The organism is Glaciecola sp. 33A (assembly GCF_002836745.1).
In the GTDB taxonomy this organism is placed as follows: Bacteria; Pseudomonadota; Gammaproteobacteria; order Enterobacterales; family Alteromonadaceae; genus Glaciecola.
The window spans coordinates 239,960-265,509 of record NZ_PJAR01000043.1; the positions used below are offsets into that span (position 1 = coordinate 239,960).

The following is a 25,550-nucleotide window of genomic DNA, read 5'->3' on the forward strand; positions in this document are numbered from 1 at the left end:
ATTCTATAATCGCAACGTAAAATCGCAATGTAGATAAAGTGGGTAAATTATACTGTATTTATAGCAGAAATCAGAATTTCTCTTCGCTTTGCTAATAAATTAGGCGACCAATGCGCTAAAGCCCAATGAATAAGCTCCTCAACCGTCATTTTTTCTGATAATGAGTGGCTTGACATGCCAATTACCGACAGTGCATCTACTAGGTTTTTCGACGCTCGTCTGTTTTCAATTGCCGTAGCTTGGGTTTGTTTACTTAACTTTTTACCATCTTCGCTACAAATAGTAGGCAAATGCAGGTATTTGGGGCCGTTTTTATCTAATACCTTATATAGGTGTCGCTGTTGTAGGGTGGTATCGATAAGATCAGCGCCGCGAACTACATGGGTGATGTTTTGTGTAATGTCATCAACGACTACGGCAAGGTTGTAAGCAAATAAACCATCTTTTCTTTTTATGCATACGTCTTCATTACAGAATAACGGATCAACCAGTACTTCGCCCAAGTTAAGGTCCTGAAAGCGACAGTCATGGCACGTGTTGATTACTCGAATGGCGTTATTTTTAAACGGTAAATGCAAATTCCGACAGGTGCCTGTGTAATATTTTCCTCTGGACTTAATCGATTTTCTGGTGCACGAACAGGCATAAATCAGCTGTTTTTGGTGCAATATATCTACTGCGCTCTGATACGCGTATTGTCTATTTGTTTGGTAGATAATGTTACCGTCCCATTGCATTCCGTGTGCAATGAGTTGAGATAATATTATTTGGTCGGCTCCTGCTTTGACTCGCGTGGTATCAACATCTTCAATTCTCACCACCCATTGACCCTTAGCTTGGCGAGCATGCAGAAAGCTTATTAGCGCGCACACCAATGAACCAAAGTGAAGTGGTCCGCTAGGGGATGGAGCAAATCGACCAATGTAAGACTGCATCATAAAAACCTGATCATAAAAAATAGTACGTGGTTTAATATGCAATAAAAAACCGTGAGGCATACGCTAACACGGTTTTAATCAATTCAATAGAAACGTCAGTGCGATTAACCTTGTAGTTGTTTCTCTTTAATTTCGGCCAATGTTTTGCAGTCTATACACATGTCCGCAGTTGGACGCGCTTCTAACCGTCGAATACCAATTTCGATGCCGCAAGTATCGCAAAAACCAAAATCGTCTTCTTCGATACGCTTCAACGTTTTTTCGATTTTCTTGATTAACTTTCTTTCGCGATCTCGCGCTCGCAATTCCAAACTAAATTCTTCTTCCTGCGCCGCTCTGTCGACCGGATCTGGAAAATTAGCCGCTTCTTCTTTCATATGGTGAACGGTACGATCGACTTCCATACGAAGTTGGTTGCGCCACGCCTTTAGAATCAACCTAAAGTGATTCATCTGAGCATCGTTCATGTATTCTTCGTCGGACTTTTCTTGGTATGGCGTAACGTCAGCTAAACCAAGTAATCCTATTGCTTTTCCTGTTGGCATTTGCCATTTCTCCTAAACGTCGACATTTTGCATCCCTCTGCCTGATGTTAACTGGCAAATAACATCATACAATAATGTCGTTTCTTGTTTATTTAATGCATTTTTTCGCAGTAAATACAATAATTCTGCAAATCACTTTTTTCTTTAAGCACGTCAATATGGTGATTTTCACACAAAAATCAATCTTTTTTTAATCGGAATTTGGTATCGAATCAGCTAACTCAATAAAATCACTGGAAAAATTGCAACCATAACAAATTATTTCAACCCCCACTTTTTTGGCTTTTGCCACGGCTTGAGCATATTTTACATCAATATGGCTCGCAATGTTGAAATGCGTTATACCCGAATGTTGTGCGCAAAATAGTAAAATTGCTTTATGTCCTGCTTTTGCTAATTTAGCTAATTCGTCGGCGTGTTTTGTTCCTCTCTGAGTAACGGTATCAGGAAAAAGCCCAAGCGAATTTTCGCATAGAGTCATCGATTTTACTTCGACATAGCAGTCGGGCATGCCGTCGCCCTGCAATAGAAAATCTATTCTGCTATCACCCACTTTGTATTCAGGCGTAATTTGGTTATATTCGGCCAACTCTATTATTCTGCGCTGCTTAAGTGCGCTTTTTACTATTTTATTTGCGTTATTGGTATTAATCCCAATCCAATGTCCTTGATTGTCGATTGCCATTTCCCACGTATAAGCGTACTTACGTTTTTTATTAGTCGACTCGCTCAACAATACCGTCCAGCCGGGTTGCGCACAATTTGTCATCGCACCTGTATTTGGACAATGCACCGTTAATATGTCACCGTTTTTTAACTTAACATCAGCTAAAAAACGCTTATAACGCTGTATTAGGACAGCTTGTATCAAAGGTGAATCGAACCTAACCATGCCAGTTTTTTCCTATTGGTGCGTTATACATTATACATTATGGTACTTATTATAGCGTTTTGCTTTTATTTTTATTGCTACTATTTGGTGACGTGAACATTGCGTTTTGCGAATTTGCCCGCACTTATAGTCTCACAAACAAGCGGATATACGCCGTAAAACAATTCATAAAACCCTGTTGGAGTCCTAATGTCAAATTTCCTCGTTTCATTGAGCCATGAACCTGCCTGCGCTGCATGGGGCGCAAGCAGTAAATTATCATTTGCTGCAGGTGGCGCAGTATTACACCTTCCAGATGCAGGTTTACATTTGCGTCAAATTCAGCAGTCGACGCGAAAAATAGCGTCACTAGGTATACAAAATATCGAATTCTCGGGCCTGTGGGATGCTGAACAGCAGTGGGCATTCGCAACCAGTTATTGCGGTGCTGGTTTCAAAGGTAATATTACGTGGTGCAAGAATTCAGATGAAAACGACCTAAGTACTCGTTTTGCTGCGATGCAGTTTACCCGACAGTTGGTTAATGAAACGCCTGAAGAACTGAGCCCTGTATCCCTAGCTACTGAAGCCGCGGCATGGATAAAATCATTGTCCCCTGAGCATGTTAAAACAACTATGCTAACCGGAGACGAACTACTTAAAGCCGGTTGGAATGGCATTTATGAAGTCGGTCGCGGCAGTTGTCGTCCACCGGTGCTGCTTGAATTAGACTATAACCCCACTGGCAATCCTGACGCCGTTGTTGATTTTGCGTTGGTTGGCAAAGGTATTACCTTTGACAGCGGAGGTTATAGCATCAAGTCCAGCGAAGGTATGTTGGACATGAAGTGTGATATGGGCGGCGCGGCAACAGTGACTGGTGCGCTCGGACTTGCAATTATGCAAGGGCTGAAAAAGCGAACCAAACTTTTTCTTTGCTGCGCAGAAAACTTAATAAGCGACCATGCTTATAAGTTAGGCGATATTATTACATATAAAAATGGAGTAACCGTTGAAATAGTCAATACCGATGCAGAAGGTCGCTTAGTACTGGCAGACGGCTTAATGGCAGCAACAGAGTCGGGTGCGCGCAAAATTATTGATGCTGCAACACTGACTGGCGCTGCAATCATGGCGGTTGGTAAGGAATTCAATGCTATTTTTAGTTTAGACGAAGAATTTCAGTCATCGTTCTTAAGCAGTGCCCAAAAAGTGAATGAACCGCATTGGCGCTTACCTCTTATGACTTGGCACCAAGATCAATGCGCATCGCCATTTGCAGACACCGCAAACAGCCGCACAATGAAGGGTGGCGGTGGCGGTGGTGCTTCTAATGCAGCCGGCTTCTTATCGCGCTTTGTGAGCAATGACGGACAAGGTTGGTTGCATATCGACCTAGCCGCAGCATACAATCGAAATGGCAGCGACATTATGCCAAATGGCGCAACAGCGATAGGCATAAGAACAATTGCCGACCAACTTATCGGCTAGTGTGAAAGCAAGGACGGTTTAGAGGTCGCCTACTCTTGCCGTCAATTCTTGTCGCTAAATATTTCTCTTTTGAGTCTTTCAACTCTTGGGTATCGAACACCAACAAACTTAGCTACTTAATTCACCGTCATCAACGGCATTTTTTGCTCCTATTTATGGATAATAGAAGAAAGCGAAAAAAGGCGAATACTGACAGTGCTCTTGAGTTCTTTGGTGTTTTACTGCCATTTCAACGCACAATAGCGCATAATCACGATTTTTCAGGAGAGATTAGTTTGATCGAAATATTATCTGCAGCAACGATGCTTTTTCTGATCATGGATCCTCTAGGGAATTTACCAATTTACATGTCGGTTTTGAAAACAATCGACCCCAAGCGTCGACGCATTGTCATTATCCGAGAATTGTTATTTGCATTAATTATTTTGATGGTGTTTTTGCACAGTGGGCAAGTCCTTCTCGATTTTCTTAAAATAGAGCAGGAAACGGTCAGTATTGCTGGTGGTATTATTTTGTTTATCATCGCGCTTAAAATGATTTTTCCACAACCCGGTGGGATCATGGGCTTACCTTCTGGTGAGGAACCATTCATTGTTCCTTTAGCGGTTCCTATGATCGCTGGACCTTCAACGATGGCGGTTCTTATCTTGTTATCGAATCAAGGACCCAACAAGATGACTGAATGGAGTATTGCCTTATTTGCGGCCTGGTTGGCAAGTGCCATTATTTTAACTATGTCCAGTACTTTTCACCGCTTGCTCGGTGAAAAAGGATTGAATGCCGTTGAGCGATTAATGGGTATGATACTCGTTATGATAGCAATTCAAATGTTGCTGAATGGTGTTGGTACCTATTTCCAACATCAGCTAAGCTAAAAAATCGTGCAAATGGCACAAACTATTAATTTTTAAACTGAGTTATCTATAATGTCGAATGCAAACACTAAACAAAAAAGTAAAGGCGATTTTACGGGCGACAAGCTGAGTACGTTTCAGCAGGTTAGGGAGCTTTCAAAAAAGCCAGCAGTTGCCTTTTCTGCCGCCCTACTGCAACGAATGCTGCCTAATTATGAATTATTTTGTGATGTCAGTGAATTCGGTGACAAAGAACTCGCGGCTAAGCTAGTTGACCTCATTTGGGAATGGCTGAATGCATCAAAAGCAAAAATCAATATTGCAGTGCAATTAGAAAAGCTCGAGGAAGTGACGCCCGACATAGAAAATTTTGATACTTTTGGTGTATATCCAGCATTAGATTTTTGCATGGCACTTACCGCAACACTACAACTCATGTCCGACGAAGAGCCCGGTGGAGCAGTTATAGTCGCAAAATTAAGTCAGGGCGGTGTTGAAGCGTATTTGTTAGCGTTATCTGCAACAGACTTAAGTAATGAAGAGATAAAGCAAGACCCGTTGATGCAGTTCGAAATTGATACTCAACTTGAAGTATTAGTAATGTGCAAGGATAAGTCTATTGACTTCAAGTCGCTGCGTAATGAAATGAAAGCGCAAGAGATGTCTAATATTGGTCTCAGTTTAGGTGACTAGCGTGGATGAATGGCTTAGGTTAGTGCCTTAGGTTAGTGCCTTAGGTTGGTGCCTTAGGTTGGTGCCCTAGGTAAATAGCTTGCAGTCAACGGATGACATTGGCGTTCTTGCATTACTCTACTAAATATAATTGGGCACTGACTTGTTGAGTCGATTTGTCCTTAATGAGTCGCCAACGGTCAGGTAATTGCAATAAGTCGCCGTTAACTTCCCTTTCTATGTAAATTTTAGTACCTAACTTCACAATGTCCCTGGATTCGATAAGCGTAATACAAGGTTGTACTAAATTTTGCTGAAATGGCGGGTCGATAAAGATAATATCTACCGTTGTTGAAAATTGGCTTAGTAGATGTAAAGTATTACCCTGTAAAACGCACGCTTGTTCTGAGTTGTATCTAAGCAATGCGGCATTGGCTCTAAGTTGTCTGGCGGCTTGTTTGTCCAACTCCATAAAACTGACTACCGCTGCACTACGAGACAATGCTTCGAAACCGAGTGACCCTGCACCAGCGAAACAATCAAGACAACTTGCATCTTGCACGTCCAGCATTAACCAATTAAACAAAGTTTCTTTAGTCCGATCAGTTGTTGGACGAAGTCCATCTGCATTGAGCACTGGCAGCTTTCGACCACGGTGGCTGCCGCCAATTATCCGAATGGAACCTATGCTTGAATTGGCTTGTTTTCTTGCTCGCGTCATGTGCTATGAAAGTGTTAGTATTGAATCATAATTGTAATTATATCTGAATCTACCCATCTGCTGTTAAGGATTTTTTGAACAACATGGCAAATCTGTTTAATTGGTTTAAAAAAGACCAACCTAAAAACTTATCTACAAACCAGCCTGAAACGACTGAAGAAAACGCGCATGGGGCAGTGCAAGAAGATATTGCATCCTCTGATGACGCTTCTCAAACTGAAAATTTAATAGAAACTGCGGTCGATAATTTATCAACATTAGAGACTGTGAGTGCAGATAATGGCGACAATATAACGGTTGAAAGCGACTCATCGACTATCGAATTAGACCAAAATATTCAATCGGTCGATATTGCTACCATAGAAAAGCCAAGTTCGGGCGGTTTTTTTAGCCGCCTAAAACAAAGTTTATCTCGCACTAAAGAAAGCATTGGTACAGGCTTCGTATCGCTGTTTGCGGGCAAAAAGATTGACAGTGATTTGTATGAACAGTTAGAAACACAATTGCTTATAGCTGATGTTGGTATTGCAACGACTGCCAAAATTATCAATAGTCTCACTGAAAGTGCGAAACTCTCTCAGCTAAAAGATGGTGAAGCGCTTTACGACCTTCTCAAAGCGCAAATGAAAGCGTTATTGCAACCGGTTTCGCAACCCTTTGATTTAGCCACTCAAAGCGATGAGCAAGGCAATAAGCAACCGTTTGTAATTTTGATGGTTGGTGTTAATGGTGTCGGCAAAACCACTACCATTGGTAAGTTAGCTAAGCAGTTTCAAAGCGAGGGTAAGAAAGTCATGCTCGCTGCAGGTGATACTTTCAGGGCCGCTGCCGTCGAACAATTGCAGGTTTGGGGTGAGCGTAATAATATTCCCGTGGTTGCTCAACAAACAGGGTCAGACAGTGCATCTGTGATATTTGACGCCCTCGCATCTGCTAAAGCAAAAGGCGTTGATGTGCTTATTGCTGATACAGCAGGACGACTACAAAATAAACAACATTTAATTGAAGAACTCAAAAAAATAGTTCGAGTAATGAAAAAAATTAATCCAGATGCACCGCATGAGGTGATGTTAACGCTTGATGCCAGTACAGGCCAAAATGCAGTGAGTCAAACCAAAATATTCAACGAAGCGGTTGGCATCAGTGGTATTAATGTAACAAAATTAGACGGAACGGCAAAAGGTGGTATTATTTTCTCATTAGCCGACCAATTCGGTATTCCCATCCGCTATATTGGGATCGGAGAGGGTATTGACGACCTTCGTCCATTTGAAGCTCAGCAGTTTGTTGATGCATTGTTTAGCCAGGATGTTACCGAGTAATAGTAAAGGATGTCAGGTTGATAAAATTTGAGCAGGTAAGCAAAACCTATCCCGGAGGCCAGCAAGCGTTGCGAAAAGTCGACTTTCATGTAGAGAAAGGTGAAATGGCGTTTTTAACAGGCCATTCAGGCGCAGGGAAAAGTACATTACTTAAGTTAATAAGTATTATGGAAAGGCCTACTGTGGGTAGAGTACTCGTCAATGGCCACAATTTAAGTTCGATAAAACGCAGAGAAATTGCCTATATTCGCCGAGATATAGGCATGATTTTTCAGAGCCATCAGTTGCTCATGGATAAAACAGTTTTTGATAATGTGTCATTACCCCTAGTTATCGAAGGCCATACCAGAAAAAATATTGCAAAGCGGGTTGACGCTGCGCTGGAAATGGTTGGCTTGCGTGATAAAGCTAAAAATATTCCAATCACATTGTCCGGCGGCGAACAACAACGCGTTGGTATTGCCAGAGCCGTAGTTAATCGTCCTCCGCTATTACTAGCCGATGAGCCCACTGGTAATCTTGACCCCAAGCTTTCTATGGAAATTATTAGGCTGTTTGAAGACTTTAATCAAGCTGGTGTGTCTGTGTTTATAGCGACCCACGATTTGGGTCTCATCGCGCGCATGAAATACCGTACGTTGACGCTTAAAAATGGGCAAATGATAACAGATGGTCTGAATGAGCAACCTAACCAAGGTTTGTATGTATGAGTCTATTGTTTAAAGGCCGTGCACAAGGTGCTGAGGCTATCAAAATTGGCGTTTTGCAATTGCTCATTATGTTTTTTACAGACCATTTGCGCCAAGCAGTAAATAGCCTCGGGGAACTATGGCGGTCGCCATTTGCCTCATTGATGACAATTGGTGTGTTAGGTTTCAGTATCACCTTACCCAGTACGCTCTACGTGCTAGTTAAAAATACCGAACAAATCAGTCAACAGTGGGAACAAGCATCAGAAATTTCATTGTTTTTAAGGACAGGAGTAACCGATGCCAGTGCTCAACAGCTATTAACGCGATTGCGATTATGGCCTGAAGTTGCCGAGGTCGCCTATATTAGTCCCGCGGAAGGCTTAAAAGAATTTCAAGTGTTGTCTGGGCTCGGTGACGCGTTGAATTACCTCGAAACAAATCCACTACCAGGCGTCGTCTTAGTTGTGCCTACCGTTAAGCATTCGAGCCCTACGTCGGCGGGTATGTTGCTAAACAAACTACGCAAAGAAAGAGAAGTTGAGATTGGTAAATTAGATATCGAATGGTTAGAACGTCTCTACGCACTTATCGGTATCGCAAAAGATCTAGTCACCCTGTTAGCGGTGCTGCTATTTTTTGCCGTGGTGCTGATAATAGGTAATACAATACGGCTTAATATTTTAAGTAAAAGAGATGAAATTGTGGTTATGAAACTGGTGGGAGCGACTGATGCTTTCATACAAAGACCCTTTTTATATACCGGTTTTTGGTACGGTTTCTTAGGTGGTATCATGGCTTGGGTAACCGTACTGTTGATTTTGTTATGGGTTGATTACAGCATGCAAGGTTTCATGGAAAAATATCAAGTCAGCTTTAATTTGACGGCGATGGACTTAAGTACGTTAATTGTAATGTTGTTGGTTTCTGTGAGTTTAGGGATAGCAGGGTCGCTCTTATCCGTGCAACGTCATGTGAAAGATATTGAACCACGTTAAGGGTATGTGTTTGGACGTGAATGTGGTGTTGTCTATTTAGCGTTGAGGCCTAGATTTTGGGAAGAAATCAGATAGTGCTTGACGCATTTCATTACTCCAACGAATGGCATCATTAAAAATGCCATGCAGTTCTTTCTGAGAAATATCTGACTTTGCAGCTTGTGTCATTATTTTTCCCCATAACCCGCTTTCAAACGCTCTCGCCGTTTCAAGATACTGTAAATAATTACCCTCAACGCCCTGTAGTGCCTGCTTTATATCTTCACTGATAGGTAGTTTTTCTAGAATCGTCGACATTTCGCCATCTAAAATAGTATCTAGCAGCGAAAACAAGCCAACAATGAATGCCGACATCGCTTTTTTCTTGCCATGCTTATGAATTTCAAAGAGCTCACAAAACTTTGCTCTAACCACTGATACTTGAAGTAACTCAACAGGCTTCTCGTCATTTAGACTGGCAAGGGATAGCAGTGCAATGAATTTTTTGACTTCAACTTCACCAAGATAATGCAAGGCATGACGCAGCGATGTTATTTTTTCGCGTTTATTGATCATTGGGTTATTAATAAAGCGCAGTAATAAATACGACAGTGCCGCATCACGTTCAATAATGGAAACTACTTTTTCTAAGTCAAATTGAGAAGTTGCACTGTGCGACATCAACTCCAACAAGATGAGTTTAGAGGAAGGTAAGGATTTCGCCGTTTTGGTATTAGGTTGAGTAAAAAAGTAGCCTTGGAAATAATCAAAACCTAAGTCAAGGCACATGGCAAATTGGTCCAGTGTGGAAACTTGCTCCGCGACCAGTTGAATACCTGAATCGGCTAAAGTGGGGATGTGTTTCTCGAGCATTTGTGGACTGATTTTATTTATATCAACCTTAACAATATCAATATAAGGATATGGCGCTAACACAGCTGATTGTAGACGATTGTCATTCAGTGCAATTTGATACCCAGACTTCTTAAGAGACTCACAGGCATCCATTAAGCTGGTATTGACCGCCGGATTTTGGGTCAACTCAACGATGATCTTGTCTGCCGTAAGCTCTGCTGGAAATCGGTTAATTATGGTTTCTGGTAGAAAATTGATAAAAGCACGTTGATTGCCCGAAATGTCATCGATACCCAATGTATTGAATCTCGAATTGATTAACTCTGACTTTTTTGGTTCATGTTCAGGGTATGCGCCATTGGCACCATCTCTGAATAAAAGTTCGTAGGCAAATAGATCTTGGTCTTTGTCCAAGATTGGCTGGCGAGCAATAAATGCAAACATCTCTACTTCCTTTCTTAGGTTTTAGCTAATTGAATCATTCATATTTTGAGCCCAATGCATCGCTTCATAATACAGCGTGTACAAACGCTCACCGGTAAGCTCAAACTGAAGTGCGATGTAATCTATCTCGTCCCAATTAGCTTCCTCAAACGCAAAACAAGCTCGCATTTGCAGGCCCAACGTTGAATCGATGTTCTTTTTACACAAGGCGTCGCGTAATTCTTGACCAACCGGAAGCTTTCCAACTAAATTTTCCATGGTTTGGTCGAGTAACGCGTCAAGCATTGAAAATAAGCCCAATATAAAGCTGGTTGGCGGATTCTCGGGTAATTCTAGTTCAATTGACATAAGAGAGCAAAAACGTGCTCTAACTAAGGATTGAATGAGCAGTTCAGTGGGTTTTTCGCCGCGCATATTTGCGAGTGCAAGCAGGGCGATAAACTTCTTAATTTCAACATGGCCCATATAATTAATGGCGTGTTGCAGCGATTCAATTTTTTGCCGTTTATTAATCATTGGATTATTGATAAAGCGCATCAACTTGTAAGCTAGACCAACATCCTTTTCAATAACCTTGATGACTTCTGCAGTATCAAAATTAGGTGAATTACTTAAACTAACAAGTTTGGTGACTGAATTCAGTGAGGCATTCAAATCACGATGTCGGATCATCTCTGGTCGAGCTAAAAAATAACCTTGAAAGAGCTTCACTCCCATTGCTTTGAATCGTTCAAACTGTTCATGAGTTTCTACTTTTTCAGCAATAATCCTAATGCCTTGGGCATTTAGTATTTGAATTTTCGCTATTGCAGCAGCGCCTTGCTTCTCTATTTCCTCAACTTCAACCTTGATAAAGTCGATAAAAGGAAGAAATACATCCCAGCGCGGAGCAAAATCGTAATCATCAAGTGCGAGTTGATAACCAAGGTCGCGAATGTGTTTGCAGGCTTGCACTAGCTCATCGTTAACTTCAACAGTTTCGACTATCTCAATTACAACGCATGATGGGTCGAGCGTTGAGGGAAATCGGTATAAGAGCGTGTCTTGATGAAAATTGATGAAGGCAGGCTTTTTGAAGGTAATATCTTCAATACCTACAGTCAGATGACTGTTAGCAATCATGCTACTAGTGGCCTCGTCCGGAGACATGTCAGGGAAACAATTACTATCACCATTCCTGAATAATAACTCATACGCGAATACACGTTTTTCAACATTATAAATAGCTTGCCTTGCAACATATGAAAACATTAATTAACTGCTCAAAGAAGGAAGCAATAATAAAAATAAATTGCTTGTTTTATGATCGTTTTACGAATTTAGCATATAATAATAAAGTGTAATCATTTAATTAGAAAGAAAATCGCTTAAAGACACTTTTTTATTACTTGGGGCTTGAGTTTTGACTAAGAATCCTCATATACGCTCTAATAATTTAGTCGAACTTTTGTTCTAGTGCGATGTCTACATACGGTGTGCACAAAATTGTGTGTTACAATGCCGATGAGTACACAGTGAAATCAGCAGCACTGAAAGTAATTTTGTAGAATGAAGTAACGAGGTAAAAATGAGTACAAAAATGCAAACATTAGCATTAAGCGTTCCGCGAATTGGCAGTATCGAAAGCTATGTTCAAGCGGTTAGTCGCATTAATATGCTAACAGCAGACGAAGAAAATTCCTTAGCCGTGCGCTTATTTGACGAGGGTGACCTTGAAGCTGCGCGCAAATTAGTTATGTCTCACCTGCGATTTGTCGTGCATGTTGCAAAGTCTTATGCTGGTTACGGTTTGCCACAAGCGGACCTAATTCAAGAAGGCAATATTGGTCTAATGAAGGCGGTTAAGCGCTTTGATCCTAATGTTGGCGTACGCTTGGTATCGTTTGCTGTGCACTGGATAAAAGCAGAAATCCATGAATTCGTATTGAAAAATTGGCGTATCGTAAAAGTTGCAACAACGAAAGCGCAACGTAAATTATTTTTTAACCTTCGAAAAGCCAAAAAGCGTTTGGGTTGGTTTACGCACGAAGAAGTACAAAAAGTCGCCGAAGAGCTTGGTGTTAGTACCAAGGAAGTATTGCAGATGGAAGCTCGCATGAGCAGCCACGATGCATCGTTTGATTTATCAGCTGACGATGATGAGTCAAGCACGTTTGCGCCAGCTCAATATCTAGAGGATAAATCGACTGACGTTGAAATGGACGTTATCAACACCGCTCATGATCAAAATGCATCGAAAAGTTTGCACTCAGCGATCAAAACGCTAGATGCAAGAAGTCAGCACATTATTGAAACGCGTTGGTTGTCGGATGATAAAATGACGCTACAAGACTTGGCTGATGAGTATCAAGTATCGGCTGAACGTGTTCGTCAAATCGAAAAGAACGCAATGAAAAAGCTACAAGCAGCGATGGCTTAAGTAGATATTTTTGCGGTTTGTTGTGTCGTTATTTGCTAGAAATACCTAAAAAGTGCCCATGGAAACATGCGCATTTTTTTTTGTTTAACACTATCGCTTTTACATAAGCGACATAATTAATCTAAAAAACGCACCTATAAAAAGGATTTTAGATATGCAAAAAATAACTAAGCTAGTTGAGTTGCCCAGTTTGCTCTTGGGCCGTTTTTTACTGGGAGCTTATTTTATTATACCAGGTGTTCAAAAAATCACGCAATACGAATTCATGATGCAATACATGTCTAGACACAGTGTGCCATTTATTGACGTATTACTTCCGGTCACTATCATATTGCAAATTTTGTTAGGTTTGGTTGTTATTTTCGGTTTTAAAACCAAGCTGTCTGCATTCTTATTGGCTGCAATAACACTGCTAATTAGCATGTATATGCACAATTTCTGGGATCTGCCTGAGGGTTCAGATGTGGTCCATGAAACCCAAAATTTCTTCAAAAATATGGCAATTATGGCGGGCTTATTAGTATTGTCTGCAAGAGGCGCTGGTGAATTTAGCATAGATAATTGGCGCTCTCAGCGTAAGCTCAATTTAGCTTAGCGCTGAGGGTAGCGCTGTTTGCCAATAGTTAAAGCAATTGTGCTGCTAGTTTAATTATTCGTCTTTTATAGGTGGAATAACCCAGTATTTTCCGGTAAAACGTGCTACCGAAGTGTCACCATCATGAATATCAACAGTGAGTTCAATTGGGCACTTTTTATTTTCTTTTAGTAAATCAAAACGGGCTTTTACTGACTCAATATTACAAATAGCACGAGGACGAATTGTAATCGGCCTATGATAGTGAATATTGCCCTCACCGAGCACAATCTCTCCCGTTAAATGTTTTTGTTTAAGCTGTAAGAATATCATTCCCCAACCGGTTAGAGTTGCTTGCGAAAAGATACTGCCAGCAAACATTGAACCGTGCAGATTAATATTTTTATTTAACGATGCTCTCGTTTCTATTGTACGTTCAGTATACTGATATAACTTGATACCCATGTGTTCTGTAATCGGAATTTTTTCATGCCAGGTATCTTGTAATTCTTTACACCACTGCGGATGCAATATGAGTACATTGTTGTCCACTAGTATCTTGAACATGTGCTTGCGTTTTAGTTTACCAAGCTCTGTTGGTGCTTTGCTTTCGACTTCAAAACCACATGCAGAAAAAAATGATATTGAGGTTTCACGAGAATTTGTAACAGCTCTCATTGCGCCTAGATCACGAGCGACCACTTCCAATGCACCTAGTATGATTTGCCCAACTCCTTTGCGGCGGTATTTCTTATCAACCGCTATATGCCTAATTTGCGCCTCTTCCCCTGAGTTTAAATGTATCCTACCGCAAGCAACAATATCGCCAGACGGACTCAAAACAACTCTATGCTCGCTGACTGTCTCGTATTCATCTTTCTCAGAACCGGGAGGAAAGCCCCATTGCTCACGAAGCCACTGCCATCTAAAATGGAAATAGTCATTGAGTTCTTGTTCTGATCTAGGTGTTGATATAGTAAACAATAGCTAACCTCGTTCGTCGTTTCGCGTTGACGTCGTCTTTTGGTAATCGTGCAGTGTATCTTGAATGGCGCACGGTTGACTAGTGGCTAGTAGGCTTTTGCGCTTCGATAGTAAATGTATGGGTGATGTTCGCTCTATGTTTCAATCCAAAAAGTTACAGGCCCGTCATTTATTAATGATACAGCCATATCTGCACCGAAGACGCCTGTTTGGCACTCACGGAATTCAGTTGCAACATGTTTAATAAATGCCTGATAGATTAACTCCCCGTGTGCTGGCGTTGCACCTTTCGAAAAGCCGGGTCTGTTGCCTTTTGTGGTATCGGCGACTAAGGTAAATTGGGATACCACCAACAATTCGCCGTTGATGTCAAAAAGGCTTTTATTCATTTTACCCGCAGCATCAGTAAATATTCGATAATTGAAAACCTTACGAGCCATTTTTTGGATCTGTAATGCACTATCATCTTTTTCAACGCCAAGTAAAAGAACAATACCAGTGCCAATGTTCGCGACTATTTCTCCATCTATACGAACGGATGCTGATGTTACTCTCTGAATCAGGCCTTTCAAAAATCATCACCTATTTCAAACATTTCATTCATTATATTAATCAGCTCCTTGGCAATGCCTACTTCAGACATACTGTGACCCGCATTATTAACGATTTTTAGCGTAGATTGAGGCAGTGCTTTGTGGACACAATAAGCGGCTTCTAATTTGCAAACCATGTCATATCGCCCGTGGACGATATGACATGGTACATCTATAATTTTTGTAATATTGTCCAATATGTAGTTTTCTTCAATAAAGCATTTATTGAGAAGATAGTGGCACTCTAGTAGTGCTAAGCTTTTTATTTGCTTATCAGCACTAAAATCACTCATCATCACATTTGGCGCAGAAAGTCGGGAGATGCATCCCTCCCAATCAAACCACGATTTTAACGCTGAGAGACTAATGTTAGGATCATTATTTTGGAATAAACTAATAAATTGTTTGCACACCGCATCAGCTGACGAAGAGTCAATAATATGTTTTGAAAATTTTTCGTATGCCTCTGGGTAGACTTGTGCCGCGCCGCCTGATGGCAGTAAAAACCAGTCTGCGTCTTCTTTACGTGCAAGGAATACGCCGCGTAAAACTATTGAGATAACAAATTCAGGGTATTTAATCGTGTAAAGTAAGGCTAGGGTTGAGCCCCATGATCCGCCGAACACCACCCATTTATCAATACCCAACTGTTGGCGAACAGCCTCAAAATCGCAAAGTAGCAACTGAGTCGTATTGTTATTGGTATCTCCAAATGGAATAGAGCGTCCACACCCTCTCTGCTCAACACCAATGACATGGTATTTTTTCGGATTGAAGGGCCATTGATAGTTTTCGCATAAACCAGCACCTGGGCCACCGTGCATGTATATTACAGGGATGCCTTTGGGGTTACCGCTTTGCTCAATGTACAGTTCATGTCCATCTGAAACTTCGATAGTTTGATGCTGATAAACAACGTTAGTGTGAAAATTTGGGCTAATATCCCGCAATGGACTACGCTCTATAAATTGATATTTTGAAACATAAAAAACGCTACGAAAGTCGACATTCTCTTTTTGCTTTTTAAACAAAATGTAAACTGTTATTGGTAAAATCTAAATCTCATAATACGATTTTAAAGGTCTTTAAGTCAATTTAATGGCGTTTGTTTAATTAGTGTATTGACTACAATTGACAGTAGCGTCACCCACGCGGTTCCACCTGTGTCATTAGTCGATCGTGTAGAGGACACTGAAAACACCCAAAAAGAAGCGTAAGCGTTCTTCTATTCGGCTTCTACTGCATCAATATCAATGCCCATTTCTCGCATGATTTCTCTTGCCGACGCTGGAATCCGATTCGTATTATCTTTTTTCAGATCACTATCATAAGGCAACGGCTGGCCTGTAAATGCATGCAAAAATGCTTCACACAACAATTCTGAATTAGTGGCATGACGCAGATTGTTCACTTGGCGTCGGGTGCGTTCATCCGTAAGCACTTTTAATACATTAATTGGAATTGAAACTGTGACCTTCTTAACTTGCTCGTTTTTTTTGCCATGCTCTGCATACGGGTGTATATATTTACCATTCCACTGTGCCATGTGAATCCTTGTTGTTTTAGTTATTTCAAAATTCTAACCCGTATAGGAAAAATATCAATCTAGAAGTGTAAACTTCTTGACGTCTAAGCGTATAAAACGTATTTTAGACGTCTAAACGTCCAAAATAAGCAGTAAAACAATGGTTTCATATGCCCAAGGCATCGATGCATTAAATCAATCTCTATCAGAATTGAAAGATATAGATGTTTCCTTTGAATTTTTTCCTCCAAATTCAGAGGCAATGGAAAATACATTATGGAAGTCTGTTGAACGCCTCGCTCCGCTAAAACCAAAATATATGTCTGTTACTTATGGAGCGAATAGTGGTGAAAGAGACAGAACCCACTCGGTAGTTAAACGAATTTATAAAGAAACCGGGGTTTCAACCGCACCACATTTGACGTGTGTGGATGCAACACCCGATGAGCTTAAGTTAATTGCAAAGGACTATTGGGATTGCGGAATTCGACGCATAGTGGCTTTGCGCGGCGATTTGCCACCAGGTATCCATAAAACTGACATGTATGCTAGTGATCTGGTGACGTTATTGAAAGACGTTGCTGATTTTGACATCTCTGTTGCTGCGTATCCAGAAAAACATCCAGAAGCACCGAATGCACAATTTGACCTATTGAATTTAAAACGTAAAGCAGAAGCGGGTGCAAATGAGGCGATTACTCAGTTTTTCTTTGATACCAGCGTTTTTTTGCGTTTCAGAGATAGAGCTGCGGCTGCTGGTATCGATTTAGATATTGTACCAGGTATTCTTCCTGTAACGAATTACCAAACACTGCAGCGATTTGCCGGATTCACCAACGTGCACGTGCCTAACTGGTTACATAAAATGTATGATGGTTTACACGCCGACGACCAAGCGACCAGAAATTTGATGGGTGCAAATATTGCCATGGATATGGTTAAAGTATTAGCCAAAGAAGGCGTGAAGCACTTTCACTTTTATACATTGAACCGCTGTGAATTAAGTTATGCAATTTGTCATATGTTAGGTTTGCGTAGTCAAAAATAAGCGTTTTTATTAAGCACCCGTATAAGATAGGTTTAAGTTCAATGCTGTTAGAGGTAAGCTAATGGTCTTACGGTGCCTCTTCTATCTTTCATTTTGAACTATTAAAAGACGCTACTAGCAGCAACAAGTGGAGCTTGCTGAGTTGAATTTATCCAATAATATCACTAAAAAAGTAAGTTATTATCAACCGCTAATAATTGATGTTGGTAAGGCTTTTATCGAACATATGCGTTCTGAGCGGATTACTATTTCAGCGGGGCACTTGGCTTACGTTTCTTTGCTTTCACTGGTTCCTGTTATCATGGTTTTTTTCATGATTATGTCAGCCTTTCCAGCATTTGCTGAAGTTAGAGGTCAACTAGAAAACTTTATATTTAGCAACTTTGTGCCTACGGCCGGCGATGTAGTGCAAGATTATGTGGCTGAATTTGTGGCCAATGCATCGGGTATGGGCGCTATTAGTATTGTCTCACTATTACTAGTAGCGCTGCTATTGATATCCAATATCGATAAAACCTTTAACCATATATGGCGAACACAAGCCCAACGTCCGCTCATTTATACCTTTGCGATTTATTGGATGGTTATCACCCTAGGTCCGTTTTTAATAGGCTCTAGCATAGTAGTCAGTTCTTACCTTGCGGGGCTTGCCAATTTTGCCGAAGAATACACTCCAGGACTGGGAACCTTCTTTCTCAAGCTGGTGCCCAGTTTTGCTGCTATCGGTGCGTTCTTAATCTTATACATGATAGTCCCTAATCGAACGGTAAGAGCAAAATATGCATTTTGCGGTGCCCTATTAGCCACAGTATTGTTTGAGTTATCTAAGAAGGGCTTCGCGCTGTATGTGACCAGTTTTCCATCATATCAGGTCATCTATGGCGCACTGGCTGTCATTCCTATTCTTTTTGTTTGGGTATACTTGAGTTGGGTTGTGGTTTTATTAGGAGCCGTCTTTACGTATAGCATCACAGTGACTTGTGAAGCTCGTGATGAATTAGCCGAGAAAGAAAGCAAAGGCGAACGAAGTAATAGTGGCAAAAATAGTGGTAAAAATAGTGGCAAGAATAATGACAACGAAGCCGCCAAGGGCAGCGTTGTGCTGTCATCCGAGGGTCTAGCGCATAGCGATAGCAAGCTAAAAAACACCGCAGAAATTAAATGAATACAATGTATTCGTCATTTGACAAGGGACACTATGCGTAAAACTATTTTTCAAGTGCTGATAGGGATTAATTTATTTGTTGATCTGATTTCTCTCCTTGTTCCCCTTATGGCTTGGCTTTTGATTATTCCACAAACCTCACTTGCATCACGTTTACACGACTTGCTAACAATCGCTTAGGCCTGTAAATGCTCAAATTTTTCAGCTAATTGTGCTGCCGTTTCTTTGCGTTTTGGATTAACTTCAATGCATTCTGTGGGGCAAACATCAATGCAGCTTGGCTGATCATAATGACCAACGCATTCGGTGCACTTGTCAGCATTAATTTCGTAAATTTCAGCGCCCATTGTAATCGCTCCGTTTGGGCATTCTTCGACGCACAAGTCACAGTTGATGCATTCTTCAGTAATAAAAAGTGCCAAAACAATGTGCCTCGGTTGAATAGATCAATGGATAACGTCGACTCATTGATAAATAGTATGAAAAGGAGTAATACCCAAAAAATAGCAGGTAACAGAAATTCTGCAATAAGCACTTAATTGATCATTGATCCGGCTCAATAAATTAGTCAATTTAATCCACAAAAGCGGTTTCTAAGATATGTTGAGTGAAATTTTTGCGTAAATAGAAGCCCCTTGGCCGTGTTTTTATCAACTGCCCATCTTCACCAATCGCCTCTGTAACGGATGCACCATTGGCGGCTTTGGGACGAAGTTGCAAATAACTTCCCACGGTTGCGTCTATGCGCTCCACTTGACCTAAGCTAATCATGTCCATCAATTCTTCCCAGTCATGCTGCAATTGCGCGTTTTGTTGCGCGCTAGGTTGCCACAAAATAGGGGATCCTACGATACGCTCACTCGGTGGTATTTCTCTTTCACCTTGCACGGGTAACCACAATACACACTGTAATTTATTGCGTACGTTACAATTTTCCCAATTTACGCCAGTGTTGTTAGTGAGCGGTGCATAACAGACATAGGTAGTTTCAAGTGGCTTATTTTCATATGACAGAGGTAGTGTTTTCAATTCAACACCTAGTTCAGGGAAATCTTGCTCAGGCTTCGACCCCGCACTTGCCCCCAGCCAAAGTTCGATTAACTGTCCGGTCCAACCTTTCTGAATTTTGAAATTAACCGGTATCTCTATATTCGCTGCTCTCGCTAAGTCACCCAGGGTATGGCCTGCTAAAGCGTGCGCTCGTTGCATAAGGTCCTCAATGGATGAAGGAGGATTCGGTGGTGTTTGTATTGATTGCATGGACTTAAGGCTTCACTTATTAAATAATTAACGCTATTGCTTTGCATAATCCCTAGTTTATGGAAGAATGGCAGAATATAAAAGTATAAATGCGCTGGGTAGTCTAAGTGATTGATGCCGAAGGATTCCGCGCGAATGTTGGCATTATTATATGCAATAAAATGGGTCAAGTATTTTGGGCTCGTCGATATGGTCAACATTCATGGCAGTTCCCACAAGGCGGAATTGACCAAGGGGAAACTGCTGAACAGGCAATGTATAGGGAACTTCACGAGGAAGTGGGGTTGCTTGAGAAAGACGTAAGTATAGTTGGGGTGACCCGAAACTGGCTTCGTTATAAATTGCCTAAACGCCTTGTAAGAAAGGGATCTAACCCTGTATGTATTGGCCAAAAACAGAAATGGTTTTTGCTCACTCTAAAATGTGATGAAAAAGATGTCGATCTTTTACAGTCAGGGCATCCTGAATTTGATGATTGGCGTTGGGTTAGTTACTGGTACCCAATACGCAATGTGGTATCGTTTAAACGCGATGTTTATAGAAAAGTCATGAAAGAGTTTGCGCCTGCAGTATTGCCTGCACCAAAGCCTCATTCTCATTTGCCTAATAACAACCGAAAAAACAAACGGCGTCGCCCAAGACCGCAAACATAGCCCAAGGCAGTTGATGTTTGAAGTTTGCTTTACTCGTTTTGTTAACCGCAATGGAGCCTAATGCATGCTAACAACCCTGAAAAGAATAGTTCAAGAAGTAAACCAAATTCCAGGTCTGGAGCCTGCTTTGGCTCGCCTCGCTATGTTGGTTAGAGAAACAATGAAAGTGGATTCTTGTTCTATTTACTTGGCCGATTATAAGAATCAAGTACTTGTTTTGAAAGCCACTGATGGACTTGATAAAACGGCGATTAATCAGGTTAAGATAGGCTTCAATGAAGGTCTGATCGGTTTAGTTGGTCAAAGAGAAGAACCACTCAATATCGAAAATGCGCCTCTGCACCCCCGCTTTAAACACTATCCTGAGGTCAATGAAGACGCCTTTTTTGCATTCATAGGCACACCAATAATCCATCAGCGTAAGTTGTTGGGTGTTATGTCGATGCAGCAAAAATCTATTCGACGTTTTAGCGAAGATGAAGAAGCTTTTTTAGTGACTCTGGCTACGCAAATTGGACTCGAGATTGCGAATGCCGAAATTCGTGGCGTTCTGGATGTTAACTCTGAAACAACTATTGATACCCATAAAAGTATCAATGGCGTGCCTGGCGCCCCTGGCTTGGCCTTAGGTCAGGCTGTTGTGTTAAATATGAAGCATGAGCTAAGTCAACTCATCGTTCGTAAAACGACCGATCAACAAAAAGAAGTAGAGCGCTACCGACAAGCTGTTGAGCTTACCAGAACTCAAGTTGCCAGCTTGTCGGATAATCTCGGCGACAGCCTACCCGAAGACGTAAAAGCAATATTTCAGCTGTATGAGCAACTACTTGACGCTAATAGCCTGGGGCGAGAAGTAGAACAAAAAATTCGTGAATGTTGGGACGCAGCATCTTCATTGAAATTAGTTGTGGATAGTTACGCTGCGCGATTTGCAGCGATGGAAGACCCGTATATGCAAGAACGGGCGGTTGATATAATTGACTTGTCTAATCGTATATTGCATAACATTATGAATGGGTCAGGCTCACCCATAAACACCGATACAAACATACCGCAGAATGCCATTCTTGTTGCTCGTGAAGTATCAGCGCCGATGCTAGCTGAATTTCCTGCTGGAAAATTAAAAGCAATAGTGTCGATTCAAGGTTCCAACAACTCGCATGCCGCCATTTTAGCGCGTGCCATGGGCGTGCCCGCTGTCATGGGTTTAGGAGGTGTTCCGCTTAGCTTGTTGAATCATCAAGAATTGTTCGTTGATGGTTATTCAGGACAGGTTGTTTTAGCCCCAGAAGAGTATGCTCGGACTGAATTTCTGCAGTTGATTGCTGAAGAGGAGGCGCTGCATCAACGTATTGAAAGTGAAGCGGAGCAACCGGCTAAAACCGAAGATGGCTGTGAAATGACATTATTGGTGAATGCAGGCCTTTCCGCTAATTTAGAAATGGAGCAAAACAAACAGGGTGCTGGAGTCGGTTTATACCGAACTGAAATTCCCTTTATGTTGCGCGAACGTTTTCCGTCTGAGCAGGAGCAATTTGAGCTTTATCATAGTTTGTTGAGTGCGCATCCGGATAAAGAAATGACTATGCGTACACTAGACGTTGGAGGTGACAAGCCTCTATCTTACTTTCCTATATCAGAAGAAAATCCTTTTTTAGGCTGGCGTGGTATTCGTCTGACGCTAGATCATCCAGAAATTTTTCTGGTGCAGGTTAGAGCAATGCTACGCGCTAGTATAGGCTTAACTAATTTGCATATTTTGTTACCTATGGTGTCGACTATTAGCGAAATTGATGAAGCAAATAGACTTATCAAGCAAGCTTTCCATGAAGTAAAAGAAGAAGCGGTCAAGACTAATAAGGTGTTGTTCAAACCCGCCATAGGCGTCATGTTAGAAGTTCCTGCAGTCATCTTTCAGTTAGAACAGATTGCAAAAAAAGTTGATTTCTTTTCAGTCGGTACAAACGATTTAACTCAATATCTTCTGGCGGTTGACCGTAACAATTCCCGTGTCGCTCAACTATATTCAAGCTACCATCCGTCGGTATTAATTGCCCTCAATCAAATTGTGCAAACATCTAACTTTTGTAAAATCCCAGTGACTGTTTGTGGTGAATTAGCTGGCGAACCGAGCGGCGCATTGATTCTGATTGCCATGGGGTATCGTAAATTGAGTATGAATGCACATAGCCTGCGTAAGATCAATTGGGTTATTCGCAATGTTGCTATTTGTGAACTCGAGGCATTGTTACCTCAAATATTATCATGTTCTGGTCCAGACCAAGTCAAAGAGATTGTCGATCAATATCTTGAAATAAGAGGGCTCGGCGGACTCGTAAGAGCGGGGTCTTGAATTTTTTATTACGTATCACCCTTGTCTGTATAATGAGCAAAATGTAAATGGATCCAAATCTCGAAATATTTTTATTGTGCGTAATGTTGGGTTCTATCGTGGGCGTATTTGCCGGTTTACTCGGTATTGGTGGTGGCTTATTAATCGTTCCTGCCATGGTCTTTTTACTGCATTTTTTTCTACAAATAGATATTGAAATTGGAATGCCAATTGCGATAGCAACCTCTCTATCTACGGTTATTATGACCGGACTATCCTCAGCACGTAGCCATTATAAACTAGGTAACTTAGACAAACGAATTATTACCTATTGTGGTTTTGGCATCGCTATTGGTGCGACTCTGGGTGCGCAGTTTGCTAGTTTTATCTCAGGTGTTTTATTGCAGCGTATTTTTGCTGTGTTAGTTATTTTAATTGCACTACAAATGGTGTTTGGTTCCCGAAAAACCTCACAGCATACAATCGGTAAACCCGGGCTTAGTGGAATAGGTTGCACCAGCGGTTTTATTTGTGCGCTAATGGGCATTGGTGGTGGCGCATTAATCGTTCCAGCACTACTGTGGTTTCAGGTAAATATTCGAAAAGCCATTGGCTGCGCCGCTTTTAGCGGCATTATAGTTGCGGTTTTTGGTACATTGAATTTTGTCATTATGGGCTGGAAAAATCCGGATTTACCTGAATGGTCTTTAGGCTATGTTTATTTGCCTGCTACCTTCGGGATTATTGCAACGTCGATGCTAACCGCGCCAATTGGTGTTAAACTCGGACAAAAATTAGATACTGCTAAATTGAAGAAAGTTTTTGCGGCTTTCTTGGTCTTAGTAAGCATACGTATGATCATAGGAATTGAGTAATACATGAGCATCTCAGCACAAAATATCCCTGCGCATTTAGATTTTCCAACGATAAACGCTGTTATTTTCGAAATTGGCCCACTTGCACTGCGCTGGTACGGCGTTATGTATTTAATTGGCTTTTTAGCTGCGTTTTGGCTCGCCAACAGGCGACTTTCACGCACTGATTGGAGTAAAGAGCAGCTCAGCGATTTGCTATTTTGGGGCTTTATGGGTGTTGTAATAGGCGGCCGTATTGGTTATGTACTGTTTTATAATTTTAGCGTTTTTGTTGATAACCCGCTCTATCTCTTCCGTATTTGGGAAGGCGGCATGTCCTTCCACGGCGGCTGCTTAGGAGTTATTGTTGCTGCGTTTTGGTTTTCTAGAAAACAAGGTTGGCCATTTTTACGCGTGGGTGATTTTATTGCCCCATTAGTGCCCATTGGTTTGGGCGCAGGGCGTATTGGCAACTTTATCAATGGTGAGCTGTGGGGCCGGACTACTGACGTGCCTTGGGCATTCGTGTTCCCTGGTGCCGGTGCCATGCCGCGTCACCCATCACAGCTTTATGAATTTGCACTGGAAGGTGTTCTATTATTTGTGATTTTGTGGCTCTATTCAGCTAAACCGCGTCCGGTTGGTTCGGTAGGAGGCTTGTTCTTATTAGGTTACGGTACTTTTAGGTTTTTTGTTGAGTATTTCCGTGAACCAGACGCTCATCTTGATTTGAATGCGCTTGGATTATCGCAAGGACAAATGTTATGTATACCAATGATATTAGCTGGTGCAGCATTGATTGCGTATGCTGTTAAAAAAGGTCAAAAAACCTAATTCACACTTAGTAAAAGTAATGTTGGGTGTTAAATTAAAGGTAAGGAATTGTCATCATGAGTCAGTATGAACAGCTATGTCAGCGCATTGTCAATGAAGGGACTTGGTTAACCAATGAACGCACAGGGCAAAAGTGTTTGACAGTTATTAATGCTGAGCTTGAATATGATGTTGAAAATAAGTCTTTCCCACTTATAACAACGCGCAAAAGCTTTTATAAGGCGGCTATTGCTGAGTTACTTGGCTATTTACGTGGTTATCAAAGCGCGGCTGAGTTCCGTTTAATTGGTTGCAACACTTGGAATGCAAATGCAAACGAAAATCAAGCTTGGCTAGCGAACCCGCATCGCAGGGGTAAGGATGACATGGGTCGAGTTTACGGGGTTCAAGGCAGAACTTGGCAAAAGCCAGATGGATCAACATTGGATCAATTGGCGAAAGTTATCGATAACTTGTCCAAAGGTATCGATGATCGCGGCGAAATTGTTACATTCTATAATCCGGGTGAATTTGACCTTGGCTGTTTGCGCCCATGCATGCACACACATACATTTTCACTATTAGGCAAGGATTTGTATCTAACTAGCTATCAACGTTCTTGTGATGTTCCTTTAGGCTTAAATTTCAATCAAATTCAGGTGTACATTATGCTCGCCTTGGTAGCCCAAATTACGGGGACTAATCCAAAAAAAGCGTACCACAAAATCGTTAATGCTCATATTTATGAGAACCAATTCGAATTGATGAGAAATGTGCAGCTGACTCGAACGCCATTTCCTAACCCTAGCTTGACGATCAATCCTAAAATCACGTCACTGACAGATTTGGAAACATGGGTAACCACCGACGACTTTGTAGTTGAAGGTTATGAGCACCACGATGCCATTGTCTACCCTTTTTCTGTCTAAAACTTTATAATAAATTAATATT

The 25,550-nt window shown here is 41.4% G+C and carries 28 protein-coding genes; 16 read left to right on the forward strand and 12 right to left on the reverse strand.

The features are described from left to right. Positions 1 to 47: 47 nt before the first annotated feature. From gluQRS to sfsA, 3 genes are all read right to left on the reverse strand, one after another. On the reverse strand, positions 48 to 980 hold the full coding sequence (gene gluQRS / locus CXF81_RS15415; RefSeq protein ID WP_232771958.1) for a tRNA glutamyl-Q(34) synthetase GluQRS: 933 nt from the start codon (positions 978 to 980) through the stop codon (positions 48 to 50). Positions 981 to 1,042: 62 nt separating this feature from the next. Continuing rightward, positions 1,043 to 1,483, reverse strand: coding sequence for an RNA polymerase-binding protein DksA (gene dksA, locus CXF81_RS15420; RefSeq protein WP_101182231.1), 441 nt, complete (start codon positions 1,481 to 1,483; stop codon positions 1,043 to 1,045). Between the two features lie 190 nt (positions 1,484 to 1,673). Next, entirely contained in the window at positions 1,674 to 2,375 is a 702-nt protein-coding gene (gene sfsA, locus CXF81_RS15425; RefSeq protein WP_101182232.1) for a DNA/RNA nuclease SfsA, read from the reverse strand. 189 nt (positions 2,376 to 2,564) lie between these two features. Between sfsA and pepB the strand changes: the two genes are divergently transcribed. The 3 genes from pepB (at position 2,565) to CXF81_RS15440 (ending at position 5,392) form a co-directional block, all read left to right on the forward strand. Further along, the gene (gene pepB / locus CXF81_RS15430; protein ID WP_101182233.1) at positions 2,565 to 3,845 is read left to right on the forward strand and encodes an aminopeptidase PepB; all 1,281 of its coding nucleotides are present in this window, start codon (positions 2,565 to 2,567) and stop codon (positions 3,843 to 3,845) included. 278 nt (positions 3,846 to 4,123) lie between these two features. Further along, entirely contained in the window at positions 4,124 to 4,720 is a 597-nt protein-coding gene (locus CXF81_RS15435; protein ID WP_304441728.1) for a YhgN family NAAT transporter, read from the forward strand. A 51-nt stretch (positions 4,721 to 4,771) separates the two neighbouring features. Continuing rightward, positions 4,772 to 5,392 (forward strand): YjaG family protein, encoded by a 621-nt coding sequence (locus CXF81_RS15440; RefSeq protein ID WP_101182234.1) that lies wholly within the window; start codon positions 4,772 to 4,774, stop codon positions 5,390 to 5,392. A gap of 112 nt (positions 5,393 to 5,504) precedes the next feature. On the opposite strand, the gene rsmD is transcribed toward CXF81_RS15440, so the two are convergent. Continuing rightward, positions 5,505 to 6,092, reverse strand: a complete 588-nt coding sequence (gene rsmD / locus CXF81_RS15445; RefSeq protein WP_101182235.1) for a 16S rRNA (guanine(966)-N(2))-methyltransferase RsmD — start codon at positions 6,090 to 6,092, stop codon at positions 5,505 to 5,507. 83 nt (positions 6,093 to 6,175) lie between these two features. Here rsmD and ftsY point away from each other — a divergent pair, with 83 nt between their 5' ends. Genes ftsY through ftsX form a run of 3 tightly spaced genes read left to right on the forward strand, consistent with a single transcriptional unit; the run spans position 6,176 to position 9,101 of the window. Continuing rightward, positions 6,176 to 7,414 carry a signal recognition particle-docking protein FtsY gene (gene ftsY, locus CXF81_RS15450; RefSeq protein ID WP_101182236.1) on the forward strand — a complete coding sequence of 413 codons (1,239 nt, stop codon included), beginning with the start codon at positions 6,176 to 6,178 and terminating at the stop codon, positions 7,412 to 7,414. Positions 7,415 to 7,431: 17 nt separating this feature from the next. Further along, on the forward strand, positions 7,432 to 8,124 hold the full coding sequence (ftsE, locus tag CXF81_RS15455; RefSeq protein WP_101182237.1) for a cell division ATP-binding protein FtsE: 693 nt from the start codon (positions 7,432 to 7,434) through the stop codon (positions 8,122 to 8,124). Next, positions 8,121 to 9,101 carry a permease-like cell division protein FtsX gene (gene ftsX / locus CXF81_RS15460; RefSeq protein ID WP_101182238.1) on the forward strand — a complete coding sequence of 327 codons (981 nt, stop codon included), beginning with the start codon at positions 8,121 to 8,123 and terminating at the stop codon, positions 9,099 to 9,101. Before ftsE ends, ftsX begins: the two co-directional genes overlap by 4 nt. Positions 9,102 to 9,137: 36 nt before the next feature. Here ftsX and CXF81_RS15465 read toward each other — a convergent pair whose 3' ends face one another. Together CXF81_RS15465 and CXF81_RS15470 are read right to left on the reverse strand one after the other, a co-directional pair. Next, complete coding sequence (locus CXF81_RS15465) at positions 9,138 to 10,379, reverse strand: EAL and HDOD domain-containing protein (protein ID WP_101182239.1); 1,242 nt, start codon at positions 10,377 to 10,379, stop codon at positions 9,138 to 9,140. A 21-nt stretch (positions 10,380 to 10,400) separates the two neighbouring features. Then, on the reverse strand, positions 10,401 to 11,630 hold the full coding sequence (locus CXF81_RS15470) for an EAL and HDOD domain-containing protein (RefSeq protein WP_101182240.1): 1,230 nt from the start codon (positions 11,628 to 11,630) through the stop codon (positions 10,401 to 10,403). Positions 11,631 to 11,946: 316 nt separating this feature from the next. Here CXF81_RS15470 and rpoH point away from each other — a divergent pair, with 316 nt between their 5' ends. Beyond that, complete coding sequence (rpoH, locus tag CXF81_RS15475; protein WP_101182241.1) at positions 11,947 to 12,798, forward strand: RNA polymerase sigma factor RpoH; 852 nt, start codon at positions 11,947 to 11,949, stop codon at positions 12,796 to 12,798. 154 nt (positions 12,799 to 12,952) lie between these two features. Further along, positions 12,953 to 13,393, forward strand: coding sequence for a DoxX family protein (locus CXF81_RS15480; protein WP_101182242.1), 441 nt, complete (start codon positions 12,953 to 12,955; stop codon positions 13,391 to 13,393). A 54-nt stretch (positions 13,394 to 13,447) separates the two neighbouring features. Here CXF81_RS15480 and CXF81_RS15485 read toward each other — a convergent pair whose 3' ends face one another. From CXF81_RS15485 to metJ, 4 genes are all read right to left on the reverse strand, one after another. Continuing rightward, positions 13,448 to 14,356: a bifunctional GNAT family N-acetyltransferase/thioesterase gene (locus CXF81_RS15485; RefSeq protein WP_101182243.1), complete on the reverse strand. Its 909-nt coding sequence runs from the start codon at positions 14,354 to 14,356 to the stop codon at positions 13,448 to 13,450. Between the two features lie 134 nt (positions 14,357 to 14,490). Further along, complete coding sequence (gene dtd / locus CXF81_RS15490) at positions 14,491 to 14,928, reverse strand: D-aminoacyl-tRNA deacylase (RefSeq protein WP_101182244.1); 438 nt, start codon at positions 14,926 to 14,928, stop codon at positions 14,491 to 14,493. Then, positions 14,925 to 15,980, reverse strand: coding sequence for a prolyl aminopeptidase (pip, locus tag CXF81_RS15495; RefSeq protein WP_232771959.1), 1,056 nt, complete (start codon positions 15,978 to 15,980; stop codon positions 14,925 to 14,927). Before pip ends, dtd begins: the two co-directional genes overlap by 4 nt. 194 nt (positions 15,981 to 16,174) lie before the next feature. Further along, positions 16,175 to 16,495 (reverse strand): met regulon transcriptional regulator MetJ, encoded by a 321-nt coding sequence (metJ, locus tag CXF81_RS15500; protein WP_101182245.1) that lies wholly within the window; start codon positions 16,493 to 16,495, stop codon positions 16,175 to 16,177. Between the two features lie 139 nt (positions 16,496 to 16,634). On the opposite strand from metJ, the gene metF reads away from it, so the two are divergent. From metF to CXF81_RS19950, 3 genes are all read left to right on the forward strand, one after another. Continuing rightward, entirely contained in the window at positions 16,635 to 17,522 is an 888-nt protein-coding gene (gene metF / locus CXF81_RS15505) for a methylenetetrahydrofolate reductase (protein ID WP_101182246.1), read from the forward strand. Between the two features lie 193 nt (positions 17,523 to 17,715). Then, positions 17,716 to 18,687, forward strand: a complete 972-nt coding sequence (locus CXF81_RS15510) for a virulence factor BrkB family protein (protein ID WP_232771972.1) — start codon at positions 17,716 to 17,718, stop codon at positions 18,685 to 18,687. 33 nt (positions 18,688 to 18,720) lie between these two features. Then, a complete protein-coding gene (locus tag CXF81_RS19950) occupies positions 18,721 to 18,867 on the forward strand; it encodes a hypothetical protein (protein ID WP_157825573.1) in 147 nt (48 codons plus the stop codon). Here the strand turns inward: CXF81_RS19950 and CXF81_RS15515 are convergent. Together CXF81_RS15515 and mutH are read right to left on the reverse strand one after the other, a co-directional pair. Further along, positions 18,864 to 19,109 carry a YfhL family 4Fe-4S dicluster ferredoxin gene (locus CXF81_RS15515; RefSeq protein ID WP_101182248.1) on the reverse strand — a complete coding sequence of 82 codons (246 nt, stop codon included), beginning with the start codon at positions 19,107 to 19,109 and terminating at the stop codon, positions 18,864 to 18,866. The genes CXF81_RS19950 and CXF81_RS15515 overlap by 4 nt on opposite strands. 151 nt (positions 19,110 to 19,260) lie before the next feature. After that, positions 19,261 to 19,947 carry a DNA mismatch repair endonuclease MutH gene (gene mutH, locus CXF81_RS15520; RefSeq protein WP_101182249.1) on the reverse strand — a complete coding sequence of 229 codons (687 nt, stop codon included), beginning with the start codon at positions 19,945 to 19,947 and terminating at the stop codon, positions 19,261 to 19,263. 107 nt (positions 19,948 to 20,054) lie between these two features. Here mutH and rppH point away from each other — a divergent pair, with 107 nt between their 5' ends. The 5 genes from rppH (at position 20,055) to CXF81_RS15545 (ending at position 25,528) form a co-directional block, all read left to right on the forward strand. Next, positions 20,055 to 20,600, forward strand: a complete 546-nt coding sequence (gene rppH, locus CXF81_RS15525) for an RNA pyrophosphohydrolase (protein ID WP_101182250.1) — start codon at positions 20,055 to 20,057, stop codon at positions 20,598 to 20,600. A 64-nt stretch (positions 20,601 to 20,664) separates the two neighbouring features. After that, positions 20,665 to 22,953: a phosphoenolpyruvate--protein phosphotransferase gene (ptsP, locus tag CXF81_RS15530; RefSeq protein WP_101182251.1), complete on the forward strand. Its 2,289-nt coding sequence runs from the start codon at positions 20,665 to 20,667 to the stop codon at positions 22,951 to 22,953. Positions 22,954 to 23,000: 47 nt separating this feature from the next. Beyond that, the gene (locus tag CXF81_RS15535) at positions 23,001 to 23,807 is read left to right on the forward strand and encodes a sulfite exporter TauE/SafE family protein (protein WP_101182252.1); all 807 of its coding nucleotides are present in this window, start codon (positions 23,001 to 23,003) and stop codon (positions 23,805 to 23,807) included. 3 nt (positions 23,808 to 23,810) lie between these two features. Continuing rightward, positions 23,811 to 24,620, forward strand: a complete 810-nt coding sequence (gene lgt, locus CXF81_RS15540; RefSeq protein WP_101182253.1) for a prolipoprotein diacylglyceryl transferase — start codon at positions 23,811 to 23,813, stop codon at positions 24,618 to 24,620. 56 nt (positions 24,621 to 24,676) lie between these two features. Then, positions 24,677 to 25,528 (forward strand): thymidylate synthase, encoded by an 852-nt coding sequence (locus CXF81_RS15545; RefSeq protein ID WP_101182254.1) that lies wholly within the window; start codon positions 24,677 to 24,679, stop codon positions 25,526 to 25,528. Positions 25,529 to 25,550: the final 22 nt, after the last annotated feature.

What these genes read in the sequence shown, in the direction of transcription:
- dksA (WP_101182231.1), bottom strand. Translation starts at nt 1,483, where the DNA reads ATGCCAACAGGAAAAGCAATAGGATTACTTGGTTTAGCTGACGTTACG.
- sfsA (WP_101182232.1), bottom strand. Translation starts at nt 2,375, where the DNA reads ATGGTTAGGTTCGATTCACCTTTGATACAAGCTGTCCTAATACAGCGT.
- pepB (WP_101182233.1), top strand. Translation starts at nt 2,565, where the DNA reads ATGTCAAATTTCCTCGTTTCATTGAGCCATGAACCTGCCTGCGCTGCA.
- CXF81_RS15440 (WP_101182234.1), top strand. Translation starts at nt 4,772, where the DNA reads ATGTCGAATGCAAACACTAAACAAAAAAGTAAAGGCGATTTTACGGGC.
- rsmD (WP_101182235.1), bottom strand. Translation starts at nt 6,092, where the DNA reads ATGACGCGAGCAAGAAAACAAGCCAATTCAAGCATAGGTTCCATTCGG.
- ftsY (WP_101182236.1), top strand. Translation starts at nt 6,176, where the DNA reads ATGGCAAATCTGTTTAATTGGTTTAAAAAAGACCAACCTAAAAACTTA.
- ftsX (WP_101182238.1), top strand. Translation starts at nt 8,121, where the DNA reads ATGAGTCTATTGTTTAAAGGCCGTGCACAAGGTGCTGAGGCTATCAAA.
- CXF81_RS15465 (WP_101182239.1), bottom strand. Translation starts at nt 10,379, where the DNA reads ATGTTTGCATTTATTGCTCGCCAGCCAATCTTGGACAAAGACCAAGAT.
- CXF81_RS15470 (WP_101182240.1), bottom strand. Translation starts at nt 11,630, where the DNA reads ATGTTTTCATATGTTGCAAGGCAAGCTATTTATAATGTTGAAAAACGT.
- rpoH (WP_101182241.1), top strand. Translation starts at nt 11,947, where the DNA reads ATGAGTACAAAAATGCAAACATTAGCATTAAGCGTTCCGCGAATTGGC.
- CXF81_RS15480 (WP_101182242.1), top strand. Translation starts at nt 12,953, where the DNA reads ATGCAAAAAATAACTAAGCTAGTTGAGTTGCCCAGTTTGCTCTTGGGC.
- metJ (WP_101182245.1), bottom strand. Translation starts at nt 16,495, where the DNA reads ATGGCACAGTGGAATGGTAAATATATACACCCGTATGCAGAGCATGGC.
- metF (WP_101182246.1), top strand. Translation starts at nt 16,635, where the DNA reads ATGGTTTCATATGCCCAAGGCATCGATGCATTAAATCAATCTCTATCA.
- CXF81_RS19950 (WP_157825573.1), top strand. Translation starts at nt 18,721, where the DNA reads ATGCGTAAAACTATTTTTCAAGTGCTGATAGGGATTAATTTATTTGTT.
- mutH (WP_101182249.1), bottom strand. Translation starts at nt 19,947, where the DNA reads ATGCAATCAATACAAACACCACCGAATCCTCCTTCATCCATTGAGGAC.
- ptsP (WP_101182251.1), top strand. Translation starts at nt 20,665, where the DNA reads ATGCTAACAACCCTGAAAAGAATAGTTCAAGAAGTAAACCAAATTCCA.
- CXF81_RS15535 (WP_101182252.1), top strand. Translation starts at nt 23,001, where the DNA reads ATGGATCCAAATCTCGAAATATTTTTATTGTGCGTAATGTTGGGTTCT.
- lgt (WP_101182253.1), top strand. Translation starts at nt 23,811, where the DNA reads ATGAGCATCTCAGCACAAAATATCCCTGCGCATTTAGATTTTCCAACG.
- CXF81_RS15545 (WP_101182254.1), top strand. Translation starts at nt 24,677, where the DNA reads ATGAGTCAGTATGAACAGCTATGTCAGCGCATTGTCAATGAAGGGACT.